At 71.9% G+C, this 14327-nt stretch carries 9 protein-coding genes; 6 read left to right on the top strand and 3 right to left on the bottom strand.

Annotation, left to right across the window (positions count from 1 at the left end; genetic code table 11):
• Positions 1–64: 64 nt before the first annotated feature.
• The 3 genes from J2X63_RS09600 to J2X63_RS09590 all read left to right on the top strand — a co-directional run bounded on the left by J2X63_RS09600 (position 65) and on the right by J2X63_RS09590 (position 3211).
• Complete coding sequence (locus J2X63_RS09600) at positions 65–499, top strand: YciI family protein (protein ID WP_309976481.1); 435 nt, start codon at positions 65–67, stop codon at positions 497–499.
• Between the two features lies 1 nt (position 500).
• Positions 501–1814 (top strand): RNA polymerase sigma factor, encoded by a 1314-nt coding sequence (locus tag J2X63_RS09595; RefSeq protein ID WP_309976479.1) that lies wholly within the window; start codon positions 501–503, stop codon positions 1812–1814.
• Positions 1815–1975: 161 nt separating this feature from the next.
• Positions 1976–3211, top strand: a complete 1236-nt coding sequence (locus tag J2X63_RS09590) for a M23 family metallopeptidase (RefSeq protein ID WP_309976477.1) — start codon at positions 1976–1978, stop codon at positions 3209–3211.
• Positions 3212–3220: 9 nt separating this feature from the next.
• Here J2X63_RS09590 and J2X63_RS09585 read toward each other — a convergent pair whose 3' ends face one another.
• Positions 3221–6559 (bottom strand): efflux RND transporter permease subunit, encoded by a 3339-nt coding sequence (locus tag J2X63_RS09585; protein ID WP_309976475.1) that lies wholly within the window; start codon positions 6557–6559, stop codon positions 3221–3223.
• Between the two features lie 135 nt (positions 6560–6694).
• Here J2X63_RS09585 and J2X63_RS09580 point away from each other — a divergent pair, with 135 nt between their 5' ends.
• Together J2X63_RS09580 and J2X63_RS09575 are read left to right on the top strand one after the other, a co-directional pair.
• Positions 6695–7804 (top strand): hypothetical protein, encoded by a 1110-nt coding sequence (locus J2X63_RS09580; protein WP_309976473.1) that lies wholly within the window; start codon positions 6695–6697, stop codon positions 7802–7804.
• A gap of 89 nt (positions 7805–7893) precedes the next feature.
• Positions 7894–9441 carry a hypothetical protein gene (locus tag J2X63_RS09575; RefSeq protein ID WP_309976472.1) on the top strand — a complete coding sequence of 516 codons (1548 nt, stop codon included), beginning with the start codon at positions 7894–7896 and terminating at the stop codon, positions 9439–9441.
• A gap of 153 nt (positions 9442–9594) precedes the next feature.
• Here the strand turns inward: J2X63_RS09575 and J2X63_RS09570 are convergent, their stop codons facing one another.
• Positions 9595–11928 (bottom strand): esterase-like activity of phytase family protein, encoded by a 2334-nt coding sequence (locus J2X63_RS09570; RefSeq protein WP_309976470.1) that lies wholly within the window; start codon positions 11926–11928, stop codon positions 9595–9597.
• Positions 11929–12043: 115 nt separating this feature from the next.
• Positions 12044–12694, bottom strand: a complete 651-nt coding sequence (locus J2X63_RS09565) for a TetR/AcrR family transcriptional regulator (RefSeq protein WP_309976467.1) — start codon at positions 12692–12694, stop codon at positions 12044–12046.
• Positions 12695–12795: 101 nt separating this feature from the next.
• On the opposite strand from J2X63_RS09565, the gene J2X63_RS09560 reads away from it, so the two are divergent.
• Positions 12796–14325, top strand: a complete 1530-nt coding sequence (locus tag J2X63_RS09560; RefSeq protein ID WP_309976466.1) for an MFS transporter — start codon at positions 12796–12798, stop codon at positions 14323–14325.
• Positions 14326–14327 lie beyond the last annotated feature (2 nt).

Raw genomic sequence — 14327 nt, 5'->3', positions numbered from 1 at the left:
TTCGACGCAAGGGTGAGGCGGGCACCACGGCCGGCCACGATGCACACGACCAAGGAGAACGACGATGAAGTACATGCTGATCATGCGCGCCGACGACGCGGGCATCGCCAACTACGAGCAGATGGATTTCGCCGAGGTCATCGCCGCGATGGGCGCCTACAACGAGTCGCTGATCAAGGCCGGCGTGCTGCTCGCGGGCGAAGGCCTCGCCGACGCGAAGGAGGGCTTCGTCGTCGACTTCGACGCGACTCCGCCGGTCGTCACCGACGGCCCGTACGCCGAGGCCAAGGAGCTCTTCAACGGCTTCTGGATCATCGGCGTCTCGAGCAAGGAGGAGGCCGTCGAGTGGGCGAAGCGCTGCCCGCTCGGCCCTGGTGCCCGACTCGAAGTGCGACGGGTGAATGAGCTCGAGGACTTCCCGCAGGACAACGAGTGGATCCAGAAGGAGGCCGGCTGGCGCGCCGAGGCCGAGGCGAAGGCCGCGGGCACGGCCAGCTGACATGAGCGCGACGGATGCCCCGGGCGTGGCCGGCGCGGCGGACGGCGTGGAGGCCGCAACCGACGCCGACCACGCCCGCCGCGCCCTGGCCGCCGTCTGGCGCATCGAGTCCGCGCGCATCGTCGCCACGCTCACCCGATTCGTCGGCGACGTCGGCCAGGCCGAGGACCTCGCCCAGGAGGCGATGCTCGAGGCGCTGCGGCAGTGGCCGTCCGAGGGCGTGCCCCGCAACGGCGGCGCGTGGCTCACGGCGGTCGCGAAGCGCCGCGCGATCGACGGGTGGCGTCGGCGCGAGCGGCTCGACGAGCGGTACGCCGCGATGGCCCGCGACCTCGAGCAGCAGGACGGCGAGGCATCCGGCACCTTCTGGGACCCCGACACCATCGACGACGACGTGCTGCGCCTCGTGTTCGTGGCGTGCCACCCCGTGCTGTCCCGCGAGGCGCAGATCGCGCTCACGCTGCGCATCGTCGGCGGCCTCAGCTCGGAGGAGATCGCGCGGGCGTTCCTCGTGCCGGTCGCCACGATCCAGCAGCGCATCGTGCGGGCGAAGAAGACCCTCTCCGCGGCCAACGTGCCGTTCGAGGTGCCCGAGCCGCAGGACTACGCCGCGCGGCTCGGCTCGGTGCTGAGCGTGCTCTACCTCGTCTTCAACGAGGGGTACCTGCCCGCGGCTGGCGAGCACTGGGTGCGACCGGATGTCTCCGCCGAGGCGCTGCGGCTCGCGCGCATGGTGGCCGAGCTCATGCCACGAGAGCCCGAGGCGCACGCGCTCGTGGCCCTGATGGAGTTCCAGGCGTCCCGCTTCGGAGCCAGGGTCGGCCGGGACGGCACGCCGATCCCGCTCGACCGGCAGGACCGCAGCCGCTGGGACCGGGCGCAGATCGAGCGCGGCCGCGCCGCCCTGGCGCGCGCCGACCGGATCGGCCGCGGCCGCGCCTCGTACGGGCTGCAGGCCGCGATCGCGGAGTGCCACGCGGTCGCGCCCTCGGCGGACGACACCGACTGGGCCCGCATCGTGCTGCTCTACGAGGCGCTCGGACGCATCGCGCCGTCGCCCGTGGTCGAGCTCAACCGCGCCGTGGCCGTGGCGATGGCGACGGGTCCGGCGAGCGCGCTGCGCGTGGTCGACGAGCTGGAGCGATCGGGCCGCCTCGCCGGGTATCCGGGGCTGCCCGCCGTGCGTGGCGAGCTGCTCGCCCGCCTCGGCCGCGACCAGGAGGCGCGCGGCGAGCTCGAGGCCGCCGCACGGCTCACGGGCAACGAGCGGGAGCGCGCCGCGCTGCTCGCGAAGGCGGCGTCGCTGCCGCGCTGAGCCACGCCCGCCTCCGCCGGGCCGCCCACGCGCGGACGAGCGACCTGAGGATTCGTCGGCATCCATTGAAGTCGCCCGGCTCGCGGCAGAGAATGGCGGGGTGGCTCGCGGCCGGTCCCATCGGGAGTGACCCCGCGTCACCATCGACGGGAGGGGGACCCATGGCCGACGTCGCGTTCAGCACGGTCTGGCAGCCGGGGGACGGCACGCAGTGGGTGAAGTGGGGGATGACCGACGACGACTTCATCGCCGCCGACAACGAGTACTTCCCACAAGGCCTGCGCGTCACGTCGCTCGAGTTCCACGAAGGGCGCATCGCCGCGGTCTGGCGGCCCGGCGAAGGCACCCAGTGGGTCAAGTGGGGCATGACCGACGACGACTTCATCGCCGCCGACAACGAGTACTTCCCACAAGGCCTGCGCATCACCTCGTTCGACATCGCCGACCGGCGCATCGCCGCGGTCTGGCGGCCCGGCGAAGGCACCCAGTGGGTCAAGTGGGGCATGACCGACGACGACTTCATCGCCGCCGACAACGAGTACTTCCCGCAGGGCCTGCGCGTCACGTCGCTCGAGGTCGAGGACGGGCGCATCGCCGCCGTCTGGCGGCCTGGCGAAGGCACCCAGTGGGTCAAGTGGGGCATGAGCGCCGACGAGTTCGCCGCAGCGGATGCCACCTACTTCGCGGACGGGCTGCGCATCACCTCGCTCGTGGTCGACCACGGTCGCTTCGCGGCGGTCTGGCGACCGGGCGAGGGCACCCAGTGGTGGAGCGCGGGGCGCGGGGCCGTCGACTTCTCGACGGAGGACGGCGCGTACTTCGCCCGGGGCCTCCGGATCGCCTGTCTCTCCCTGCACGACGACCCGGTCGGGGCGTACCGCTACCCGTGGAGGGGCGGCGACTCGTACACGGTCGGCCAGGGCAACAACTCGCCGGCGGGCGGGTCGCACACGGGCGTGCAGGCCTGGGCGTTCGACTTCGACATGCCCGCGGGGACCGAGATCCGCGCCGCGCGGGCGGGCACCGTGGAGTGGCTGCAGGAGAACCTCACGGGAACCTTCAACCCGACGAAGGACGTGGGCCCCGACAACACGCCGTTCCCCGACGGGGACCTGCGCAACTGGGGCAACGCCGTGCGCCTCCGGCACGCCGGCGGCTTCACGAGCTGGTACTTCCACATCCAGAACGACGGCGTCCTCGTCGCGGTCGGCGACGAGGTGCGCCAGGGCCAGGCGATCGCACGGTCGGGGAACACCGGCCGCACGGCGGGTCCGCACCTGCACTTCCAGGTGCAGGCGGACTCCGTGAACTGGGGGCCGTCGGTGCCGCACACCTTCGGGGACGCCTGCGAGCAGCCGGCGAGCGGCGCGACCGCCACCTCCGACAACGCGCCCTGACCGGGGCAGCTAGGCGTTCTCGGGCACCGGAAGGGGCTCGGGCGCCGGCGCGTCGGGGCCATCCACGGGGCTGCCCCCGGCAGGGCCGCCGCCCGCGTCATCCGTGCCCGCCGCCTTCGCCGCTCGTCGGGCACGGCGACGCTCGCGTCCGCCCTCGACGAGGTCGTAGAGCACGGGCAGCACGATGAGCGTGAGCGCGGTCGACGACACGAGGCCGCCGATCACGACGAGCGCGAGGGGCTGCGAGATGAACCCGCCGTGGCCCGTGAGGCCGATCGCCATGGGCAGGAGCGCGAAGATCGTGGCCAGCGCCGTCATGAGGATCGGCCGCAGACGTCGCGACGAGCCGTGCAGCAGCGCGTCGCGCACGTTCATGCCGCGATCGCGGTACTGGTTCACGAGGTCGACGAGCACGATCGCGTTCGTCACGACGATGCCCACGAGCATGAGCACGCCCACGAGCGAGGCGACGCCGAGCGGGATGCCGGTGATGACCTGCAGCGCGATCGCACCGGTCGCCGCGAACGGCACCGACACGAGCAGCAGCAGCGGCTGCAGCAGCGAGCGGAAGGTCGCCACCATCACGATGTAGACGATGAGGATCGCCGCGAGCAGTGCCAGCCCCAGCTGCGAGAACGACTCCTGCTGGTCGGCCGAGACGCCGCCGATCGACGCCGTCGCGCCGGCCGGAAGGTCGGCGGTCTCGACCGCCGCGGACACCTCGGCGCTCGCGGTACCGAGGTCGTCGTCGTTCGGCGTCGCGGAGACCGTGGCGCTGCGCAGGCCCTGCACCGTCGTGACCGACGAGGGCCCCTCGACCTGCTCGACGGTCGCGAGCGAGTCGAGGCGCACGAGCCCGCTCGGCGTCGGCACCTCGAGCGCCGAGAGCTCTTCCACCGACACGGGCGGGTTGTCGGAGGCGAGGTAGATCGTGAGCGTCTTCTCGTCGATGACGACCGAGCCCGCCGACTGCGGCTGCATCGCGGCCGAGACGAAGCCGCCGAGGGCGACCTCCGAGTAACCGGCGGCCGCGGCATCCGCCCGGTTCACCTCGACGGCGACGTATTCGCGCGACTCCGACAGGTTCGACGACGTCTGCGCGAGCGAGTCGAGCCCGTCGAGCTCCTGCTGCACCGCCTCGGTCGCGGCCTGCAGGTCCTCCGCGTTCGAGGCGGTGACGTCGACCGCGATGTCGCTCGAGGCGCCGAAGCCGCTCGATGCCGCCAACGTGATGTCGCCCACGTCGTCGAGGTCGTCGAGCTCCTCGCGCACCCCGGCCTGCAGGGCGTCCTGATCGGCGTCCTCGTCGGTCGTGATCGAGTACGTGATGGTCGCGCCGTTGCCGCCGCCGAGCGCCGCGGCGAGCCCGCGCCCGCCCGAGCCGATCGAGGTCTGCACGGTCTCGACGCCCTCGGTCTCGCGGATGACCTGCTCCACGGGCTCCGACGCGGCGCTGAGCGCATCCAGGCTGGTGCCGACCGGCAGCTCCTGCGTGACCCGGAACGTGTTCTGCCCCGACGAGCCGAGGAAGTTCGTCTTCATGAGCGGCGTGAGCGCCAGGGTGCCCACGAGCACGAGCCCGGCGATGACGAGGGTCACCACGCCGTGCTTCAGCGTCCACGCGATGATCGGCAGGTAGCCGCGCTGCAGCCGCGAGGGGTGCTCGAGCTCGTCGACGGCCTGCTTGGGGTTCTCCTCGTCGACGAACGCCGCCGCGGCGACCTCGCCCTCCTCGTCGTGCTTGTGCAGCTTGGCGGGCTTCAGGAACCAGTACGCGAGCACCGGCACGATCGTGAGCGACACGAGCAGCGACGCGGCGAGCGCGATCGTGACCGTCAGCGCGAACGGCCGGAACAGCTCGCCGGTGACCCCCTCGACGAGCGCGAGCGGCAGGAACACCGCGACGGTCGTGATGGTCGACGCGGTGATCGCGCCGGCGACCTCGCGTACGGCCCGCACGATGGTGGTGTCCTTCGGGGCCCCGGCCACCAGGTGCCGCTTGATGTTCTCGATGACGACGATGGAGTCGTCGACGACGCGGCCGATGGCGATCGTCAGCGCGCCGAGCGTGAGGATGTTCAACGTGTAGTCGGACGCCTGGAGGCCGATGAACGTGATGAGCACCGACGTCGGGATCGAGATCGCCGTGACGAGCGTGGCGCGCACCGACATCAGGAACACGAGGATCACGATCACCGCGAAGAGCAGGCCGAGCAGGCCCTCGGTCGCGAGCGACTCGATCGACTGCTGGATGTAGGGCGCCTGGTCGAACACGACGGTGAACGTGGCCCCGGGGTTCGTCGTGTCGAGCGACGACTCGAGATCGGGCAGGATCTCGCGCACCGCGTTCGACACCTCGACGGTGTTGGCCGCGGGCAGCTTCGTCACCGCGATGGTGAGCGCGGGCTCCCCGTTCACTCGCGAGATGCTCGTGACCGGGTTGTCGGTGAGCTCCACGGATGCCACGTCGCCGATGGTCGTCGCGACGGGCACGCCGACCGTGGCCGGGCCGGCCGCCCCGGCACCCGCCTCGGCGCCGGGGAACGCCGCTTCGCCGGACCCGCCGGACCCGCCGCCCGCGGCATCCGGAGCCGGCTGCTGCTCGGTCGCACCGAGCACCGGGAGCCCGGCGATGTCCTCGACGCTGCCGAGGGTCACGCCGGTCTGCACGGCGAAGGTGGAGTCGCCCTCGGTGATGGTGCCGGCCGGCACGAGGAGGCCGTTCTGCTGGAGCGCGTCGCGGATGGCCTGCTGCGAGATGCCGCGGGCGGCGAGCTCCTCGGGGTTCGGCGTGATCGTGACACGCTGCCCGACGTCGCCGATGAGGGTGGCCTCTCGTACGCCGTCGAGGTCGTTGAGCTCCCCGAGGGTCGTGCGCGTGATCTCGTCGGAGAGTGCGCTGATGTCGTCGGCACCGGTGACGGCGACCTGGATGACCGGGAAGTCGTCGAGGCTGAGGGCGAGCACCTGCGGGTCGACGTCCTCGGGGAGCTGGCCCGCGATGCGGTTCACCGCCGAGAGCAGCTTCTGCTCGGCGAAGGCGAGGTCGGTGCCGTAGGTGAAGCTCGCGGTGACGCGGGACAGGCCCGTGGAGCTCGTCGTGGACGTGGACTCGAGGCCCGTGATGCCCTGGATGGCGGTCTCGATCGGCGTGGAGACGTCCGTGTTGACGACGTCGGGCGACGCGCCCGGGTACGACGTGACGATGGACAGCTGCGGGAACTCGATCGACGGTGCGAGCTCCTGCTTGAGGCTCGACAGCGCGAGGCCGCCGAAGATCGCGACGACGATGGTGACGAGCGCGATGAGCGCTCGGTTCTTCATGCTGAGCGCGGCAAGCAGGTGCATCCCCCGATTCTCGCAGGGGCATGCGTGCGGGAACGTCACGGGAAGCTGGGAATACAAGGATGGCAACCCCCCGAACGGGGGCCGCCCTCGGAAAGAGTTTTCACGCTAACGTCGGAGGACGGGGGTGAGAGACCGATGATCGAAGCGGATCGCACGCGGCAGGTGCCGTGGCTCCGCTACGCCCTCCTGGGCACGATCCTCGCCGCCATCTGGCTCGCCGTGAGCCTCTTCGCAAGCGCCTCCGGCGCCTCGGCCGACGAGAACCAGCCGAGCGGCCAGGGCAAGGGACTGCTCGGCGCGGTCGGCGCCGTGGTCGGGGCGGTCTCGCAGACCACCGCGGCCGTCGGCGACACCGTCGGCACCGTCGTCGAGACGGTCGTCGAGCCGGTCAACACCGTCACCCAGCCCGTCGTCGAGGCGGTTCCCGAGCCCGTCGCTCCGGTCGTGCAGCCCGTCGTCGAGGCGGTTCCGGCCGTCACCGCGGCGGTCACGGGCACCGGGAACACGGTCGTCGGCACGACCAACACGGCCGTTGGCACCGTCGGCAACGCGGTCTCCGCGACCGCGAAGGCCGCCGCCGGCAGCGGCGCCGTCGGCAAGGTCCTGCACCCGATCGGCACAGGCGTCGGGCACGTGGTCGACTCGACCGTCGGTGCGGTTCCCGTGGTCGGCGCCGTGGTGCCCAAGGGCCTCATCGGCAAGACGGTGGGCGGCGTGGCCGACACCGTCGACGGCACCCTCGAGGCGGTCGTCGGCTCCATGGGGCCGCTTCCCACCGACGGCTCCGGCATCCTCCCCCAGCTCCCGTCGATCCCGCTCCTCCCGGGCGGATCCGGCGGCATCGGCGTGCCCGGCTCGCCCGTGATTCCGGGCCTCGGCGACCCGCTCGGCGCCACCGCGTCGTCGGCCACCGCCGCCGCGCCGCCCGCGAACGCGCCGGCCGCGCTGCACTCCAGCGCGCTGTCCACGACGTCGCCTGCGGGCTTCGACGCCACCTCTGTGCCCGCCGACCTGTCGGGCACGATCGCACCCGCCGACCGCGTTCCGAGCGGCGGCAACACTCCCGGTTCCCCCGCCTCCGGCGGCGGAGCCGGTGGAGCCGGCGGAGCCGGCGGTGCATCCGGAACCTCCGACGCGGCCTTCGCCGCGCTCGGCGCCGACGCCCTCGCGTCGATGGTGCTGAACTCGGTCGACGACGAGCTTCCGTCTTCGCCGGTGTTCGACACCGACACCACCCCTGACTGATCGGGGTCCGCTCCGCCTGTCCGCAGGCGGAAACGGTCATTGCTCCCTGCCTCGGGAGCAGACATCCCACATCAGTCAGGAGTTACATCATGAAGCGATTGGCCTTGAGGGCGCTGTATGCGACCCTCTTCGCCGGGGGGCTCACGCTCCTCGGAGCCGGGGTCGCCCACGCGTCGGAGACGAGTGGCGACGACGGCATCCTGTCGGGTTCCCAGGTCGGGATCTCGATCGACCTCCCCGTCACCGTGAACGGCAACGGGATCTCCCTCATCGGGGATTCGCAGTCGTCGGATGCCTCGACCGAGGTCGCCTCGGAGCCCGCGTCCGCACCGGTCGCCGTCACCTCCGGTGACGACGGCATCGGCTCCGGCACGCAGGCGCTGGTCGACATCTCGGTCCCGGTCACGGTCGGCGGCAACGCCATCTCCGTCATCGGCGACAGCGAGTCGAGCGACGCCGCCACGACCGTGGCGCCGGAGCCGGCTGCAGCATCCGACACCGCAGTGGCCGATGTGCCGGTGGCCCAGACGAGCGGCGACGACTCGCTGCTCGGCGGCACGCAGGCGCTCCTCGGCATCTCGGTCCCGGTCACGGTCGGCGGCAACGCCATCTCCGTCATCGGCGACAGCGAATCGAGCGGCGCCGGCACCGGCGTGGCGACCGGATCCACGCCCGGCTCCGACGGCGGCAACGCCGCCTGGACGTCGGGCGAGGACTCGATCCTCGGCGGAACGCAGGGCCTGATCGACCTGTCGCTGCCTGTGACGCTGGGCGGCAACGCCATCTCCGTCATCGGCGACTCGTCGAGTGACGGCGCATGGACCGAGGTCGCCTCCGGCGGCTCCGGTGCCGGCACCGGCTCGGGCACCGACGCCTGGACCTCCGGCGAGGACTCGATCCTCGGCGGCACCCAGGTGCTCGGCGACCTCGGCCTGCCGATCACGCTCGGCGGCAACGCCATCTCGGTGATCGGCGACAGTGAGTCCGCGGATGCCACGACGGTCGTGGCACCCGGAACCGGGGGCGGTTCCGCCACGACGAACGGATCGGACGGGCTGCTCGGGGGAACACAGCTCATCGCCGACCTGGTCGCACCGATCACCGCGGGCGGCAACGCCATCTCGGTGATCGGCGACAGCGAGTCGACGGATGCCACGACGGTCGTGGCTCCGGGAACCGGCGGCGGTTCCGCCACGACGAACGGATCGGACGGGCTGCTCGGTGGAACGCAGCTCATTCCGAACCTGGCGCTGCCCATCACGATCGGCGGCAACGCGATCTCGGTGATCGGCGACAGCCGGACGGACGGATCGACGACCATCGTCGACCCGACTGACCCGACCGACCCGACCGACCCGACCGACCCGACGGATCCCACGGACCCGACGGATCCCACGGACCCGACGGACCCGACGGATCCCACGGACCCGACGGACCCGACGACTCCGGTCGACCCGGGAACGCCGGGTGACGGCGGTTCGACCACCGTCGCCTCCAACGGGACGACCCACGTCGTGGCAGCGTCGACGACGCTCGCCTCGACCGGCGCCGACCTCACGGGCCTGGTGCTGGCGGCGTTCGCGATGCTGGCGGGCCTCGTGCTCGTCGGCTTCAGGAGGTTCGCGATCCGACGGTGATGACCACGGGGATCGGCGCGGCCCCTCAGCGCCGATCCCCCCGAGAGCCTGTGCCGCCACCCGATGCGGCGCAGTGGGCCACGGTGTTCGATCCCGTGGTCCGGGGGCGGCGGTCGAAATACCCAGGGGGGCGACCGCCGCCCCGCAACCCTGCTACCGCGAGGCGAAGAGGTCGGATGCCGCACCGAGACGGAGGAACACCGTCTCGCCCGTGGCATCCTTCAGCCCGTCGTTGTCGGTCACGGCGTAGACCTGGCCGTCGCCGCCGATGGCGAGGCCCTCGAGCTTCTCCTGCGTCCAGCCGTTGCCGGCCCGCAGCGCCGGCAGCACGTCGACCGCGAGCGCCTTGTCGAGCACGGGCAGTTCGCCCGGCCCGCCGAGGCCTGTGATGCCCGCGGCGTCGCCGAGGTCGACCGTGTACACGCGCTTCACCGCCGCCGCCGGGCCGTTGAGCTTGTCCCGCTCGATGACCGCGAGCGTGTCGGCGTCGACCGCGGTGACCTCCGAGAGCCCCATCCAGTCGCCCGGTGCCGTCGTGCCCTCGAGCCGGTACCCGAACCAGGTCCACGCACCGGTCGCCACGTCGTAGCGGCCGATGCGGGTCACACCGTCGCCGTCGATCGGGCCGGATGCCGCGGCCGGATCGGCCCACAGCGGGCGCTGCAGCGCGACGAAGACGAGCTCGGCGCCCGCGGCATCCGTCACCGCCGTGACGCCCTCGAGCCCCCACTTGCCCACGTGCGCCGTCATCTCGGCCGGCAGGGCGACGGTCTGCTGCACCGCGCCCGCGGCATCCGTGCGCACGAGCGCGTTGCCGGCGCCGTCGGCGCCCTCGGCGGCGAGCCAGAAGCCGCCCTGCGGACGGGCGAACAGTCCTTCGATGTCGAGGTTCGCCGGCGCTCCCGCGCTGGTCACGGGGAACGCGCGGGTGATGCGGGCGGGGGTGCCGGTCACGTCGACCGAGTAGATCGTGCTCGGCTTCACGGCGGAGTCGCTCGCGGCGAAGAGCGAACCGGCGTCGGCGGGATCCGCCGAGAGGGCGCCGAGGGCCTGCCAGCCGATCGCCGTGCCGTCGACCGAGTCCGAGACGATGCCGGTCTGGTCGTCGACGCCCGGCCCGAACTCGTAGACGTTCAGGCTGGCGCGCACGCCGACGGACGCGTCGTCGACCTCGCTCGAGACGACGAGCAGGTCGCGGGCCGGGATCGGCAGCACGCCCTCGGGACCGTTGGTCGCGAAGAGCGTCTGCACGAACTCGGGCTCCCTCGGGTTCGTCAGGTCGTAGACGGCGATGAAGTTCGAGCGCTCGCTCGCCACGAATGCGTACCTCGTGCCGTCGAACTCGGCGATGGCGAGCCCCTCGGGCTCGGGGCCCTTCTTCGCCGCGCGGTCGTCGTTGTAGACGCCGTGAGCGATGGCGAGCTGCTCGAAGGTGTTGCCGGCGTCCCACACCGGGGCACCCGTGACCACGTCGAAGATCGACCAGCCGCGGGTGCCGCCCACGAGGTCGCCCTCGTTCGCGACGGCGACGTGGCGCCGGTCGACCCAGGCGATCGCGTCGGGCTCGCGGGGCACGCCGACGAGCGAGCCGCTCGCGTCGATGACCTTGTCCTTCTTCGTGTCGAAGCCGTCGGCGGTGACCGTGCCGGCCGAGAACGCCCGCACGAGCAGGCCGGTGCGCGGCTCGACGATGGCGATGCCGTTGTTCTCCTGGAGCGTCACGGCGAGCAGGCCGTCGGGTGAGAACGCGACGTACTCGGGCTCGGGGTCGCCGGGCGCAGTGATGCCGGCGTGCTGCAGGATGCCGGTGGCGAGCTTCGAGCCGAACGAGACGGGCTTGGCCTTCCAGTTGGCCGGCTTCGCGCCGGTGAGCTTCACGACCTGCACGAAGCCGCCCGGAGCCTGCGGCAGGCCGCCCTCGACGCCGCCCACCTCGAGGTCCTCGTCGCGCTGGTTCTCGATCGCGATGGCCGCGTACTTCTGATCGGGCGAGATCGCGATCGAGTCGGGCTGCCCGCCGAGGTCGATGCTCGCGACCCGCTGCCGGTCGGAGAGCCGCAGCACGTCGAGGCGTCCCTTGGGCGCGGTGAAGTCGCCGCCGGTCTCGTCGATCACGACGAGGACGTACTGGCCCACGATCGACACCGAGGTCGGCTGGTCGTCGGCGTGTCCGAGCTCGGCGAGCGACACCGTTCCGAGGCCGACCGGCGCGGCGGGATCGGTGAGGTCGACGAACCCGATGCGCTTGCCGAGTGCGTCGGTGGAGACGACGGTGCGGCCGTCCTTCGACACCGCCGAGATCTCCGCGACGGTCGGCGCGGCCGGGTCGACCCCGGCGGGCACGTTCTGGAAGACGGGGTAGGTGGCTGTGCGGTGGAAGCTCGAGGCCTCGTCGGCCGCGAGGGCCGGCATCGCGCCCACCACGCCGAGGGCGACGACGGATGCCGCGGCCACGGCCGTGCAGCGCGCGAGTGTTGCTCGCTTCATGCGGGTGTGCTCCTGTCGGGGGAAGGGATGATTCCCCGCAACAGTGCTCCGGATGGGCGACGCCCCGGTGACCAGAGGGTGAACGGCCGGATGCGATCGGCGACCGCTGGTCGACCTAGGTCGTGCCCGCCTCTGGAGCGATGCCGGCGGCGGGGAGGATGACGTGGTCGATGAGCGAGGTCAGGTACTCCGCGTCGAGCGGCTGCTGCTCGACGAGCATCCGGAACGCCGCCATGCCCGAGGCCACCCTCGCCAGCAGCTCGATGTCACGATTTGCGGAGATCTCGCCCCGGTCGACGGCCCGCCGCAGGAAGAGCCGATTCACCGCGAGCCTGGGCTCGAGGATCGCCTCGTGCACGGCGGTGGCGAGTTCGGGCGACGAGGAGATCAGGCCGAACAGCCCGCCCATGATGCGCAGCTTGCGCTCGCCCTCCTCGATGGAGCGCGGGCGGATCATCGCGACGAGATCGCCGCGCAGCGTGCCCGTGTCGGGCAACCGCTCGGGGTCGAGGTCGGCGGCCTTCATGCACGCGACGGCGTCGAGCACGAGGTCGGCCTTCGAGGGCCATCGGCGGTAGATGGTCGCCTTGCCGGCCTTGGCCCGGGCGGCGACCATGTCGATCGTCATGCCGTCGAACCCGGACTCGGCGAGCACGTCGATGGCCGCGTCGAGGATCTCGGGGTCGCGGGTGTGGTCGCGCTTGCGGCCGAGCCGGGGAGCGGGCGCGTCGGACTCGAGCTGGGCGGTGGAGTCGGACTGCGCCATTGCGGTCTTCTCCCCTTCTCGCGTGGCGGTCGTGTTGCTGCCATGTTACTTCAGGAACTGTTCATATCCGAAACCGCCCAGTCTCGTATAGAGTGGCGCCCATGACCTCCGCTCCGACCACGACTTCCACGCCCGTCGCGGCGTCCTCCCGCCGGTGGTGGACCCTCGCGACCGTCGCGCTGGCCCAGCTCATGGTGGTGCTCGACGCCACCGTGGTGAACATCGCACTTCCGGCCGCGCAGGCCGATCTCGGCTTCTCCGACGGCGACCGCCAGTGGGTCGTCACGGCCTACTCGCTCGCGTTCGGCAGCCTGCTGCTGCTCGGCGGCCGGCTCTCCGACCTCTGGGGCCGCAAGCGCACCTTCATCATCGGCCTCATCGGCTTCGCGCTCGCCTCGGCCCTCGCGGGCGCCGCGCCGACCTTCGGCGTGCTCGTCACGGGCCGCGCGCTGCAGGGCGCCTTCGCCGCGCTCCTCGCGCCCACGGCCTTGGCGGTGCTCACGACGACGTTCACCATCCCCAAGGAGCGCGCTCGGGCGTTCGGCGTCTTCGGCGCGATCGCGGGAGCCGGCGGCGCCATCGGCCTGCTCCTCGGCGGCTTCCTCACCGAGCAGTTCAACTGGCGCTGGAACGTCTACATCAACGTGTTCATCGCGGCCGTCGCGATCGTCGGCGCCGCCCTGTTCGTGCGCCACGTGGCACGTACCGGCCCGCGTCCGAAGCTCGACCTGCCCGGCACGATCCTCATCTCGGGCGCGCTGTTCCTCCTCGTCTACGGGTTCTCGAACGCCGAGACCGAGGGCTGGGACTCGCCGATGACGTGGGGCATGCTCGCGGCATCCGCGGTGCTGCTCGTCGCGTTCGTGCTCTGGCAACGTCGTGCAGCGCACCCGCTGCTCCCACTGCCGATCGTGCTCGACCGCAACCGCGGTGCGGCGTACCTGTCGGTCTTCATCGCGGGGGCCGGCATGTTCGGCATCTTCCTCTTCGTCACGTACTACCTGCAGACGTCGCTCGGCTACTCGCCGATCCAGACGGGGCTGGCGTTCCTGCCGATGATCCTGATGCTCGTGCTCGCCGCGCAGCTGTCGACCAACCTCTTCGTGCCCAGGTTCGGCCCGAAGGTCATGGTGCCGATCGGCATGGTCATCGCCGCGACCGGCATGGTCATCCTCACCCACCTCGACGCGCAGAGCACCTACGTCGCCGACGTCCTCGCGCCGCTCATGATCCTCGGCTTCGGCATGGGCTCGATCATGCCGGCGTCCATGCAGACGGCCACGTTCGGCGTCGAGCGGTCGTTCGCGGGCGTCGCGTCGGCCATGGTGAACACCAGCCAGCAGGTGGGCGGCTCGATCGGCACCGCGTTGCTGAACACACTCGCCGCGACCGCGGCCACCGACTACATCGCGTCCCACACGCCGCCGACCGAGGCGGTGCTGGCGGATGCCGCGATCCACAGCTATGCGGTCGCCTACTGGTGGGGCGCCGGCCTGTTCGCGGTGGGCGCGGTGATCGCGGCGCTCCTGTTCCGCCGTCGCACGGACGGCCCCTCCATCGCGGCGCCCCGGGGCGAAGGCTCCCAGACCGCGCCGGCTGACGACGAGCCGGTGATCGCCACGGGCGTGTGATC

The sequence above is a fragment of the Agromyces sp. 3263 genome, from assembly GCF_031456545.1.
Classification (GTDB): Bacteria; Actinomycetota; Actinomycetes; order Actinomycetales; family Microbacteriaceae; genus Agromyces.
Note: the sequence above shows the minus strand (reverse complement) of the source record. Positions and strands in the feature narration are given on the sequence as shown.

Bases quoted from the DNA above. Each gene is read 5' to 3' on its own strand.
- J2X63_RS09570 (WP_309976470.1), bottom strand. From the start codon at position 11,928: ATGAAGCGAGCAACACTCGCGCGCTGCACGGCCGTGGCCGCGGCATCC.
- J2X63_RS09580 (WP_309976473.1), top strand. From the start codon at position 6,695: ATGATCGAAGCGGATCGCACGCGGCAGGTGCCGTGGCTCCGCTACGCC.
- J2X63_RS09600 (WP_309976481.1), top strand. From the start codon at position 65: ATGAAGTACATGCTGATCATGCGCGCCGACGACGCGGGCATCGCCAAC.
- J2X63_RS09590 (WP_309976477.1), top strand. From the start codon at position 1,976: ATGGCCGACGTCGCGTTCAGCACGGTCTGGCAGCCGGGGGACGGCACG.
- J2X63_RS09575 (WP_309976472.1), top strand. From the start codon at position 7,894: ATGAAGCGATTGGCCTTGAGGGCGCTGTATGCGACCCTCTTCGCCGGG.
- J2X63_RS09585 (WP_309976475.1), bottom strand. From the start codon at position 6,559: ATGCACCTGCTTGCCGCGCTCAGCATGAAGAACCGAGCGCTCATCGCG.
- J2X63_RS09565 (WP_309976467.1), bottom strand. From the start codon at position 12,694: ATGGCGCAGTCCGACTCCACCGCCCAGCTCGAGTCCGACGCGCCCGCT.
- J2X63_RS09560 (WP_309976466.1), top strand. From the start codon at position 12,796: ATGACCTCCGCTCCGACCACGACTTCCACGCCCGTCGCGGCGTCCTCC.
- J2X63_RS09595 (WP_309976479.1), top strand. From the start codon at position 501: ATGAGCGCGACGGATGCCCCGGGCGTGGCCGGCGCGGCGGACGGCGTG.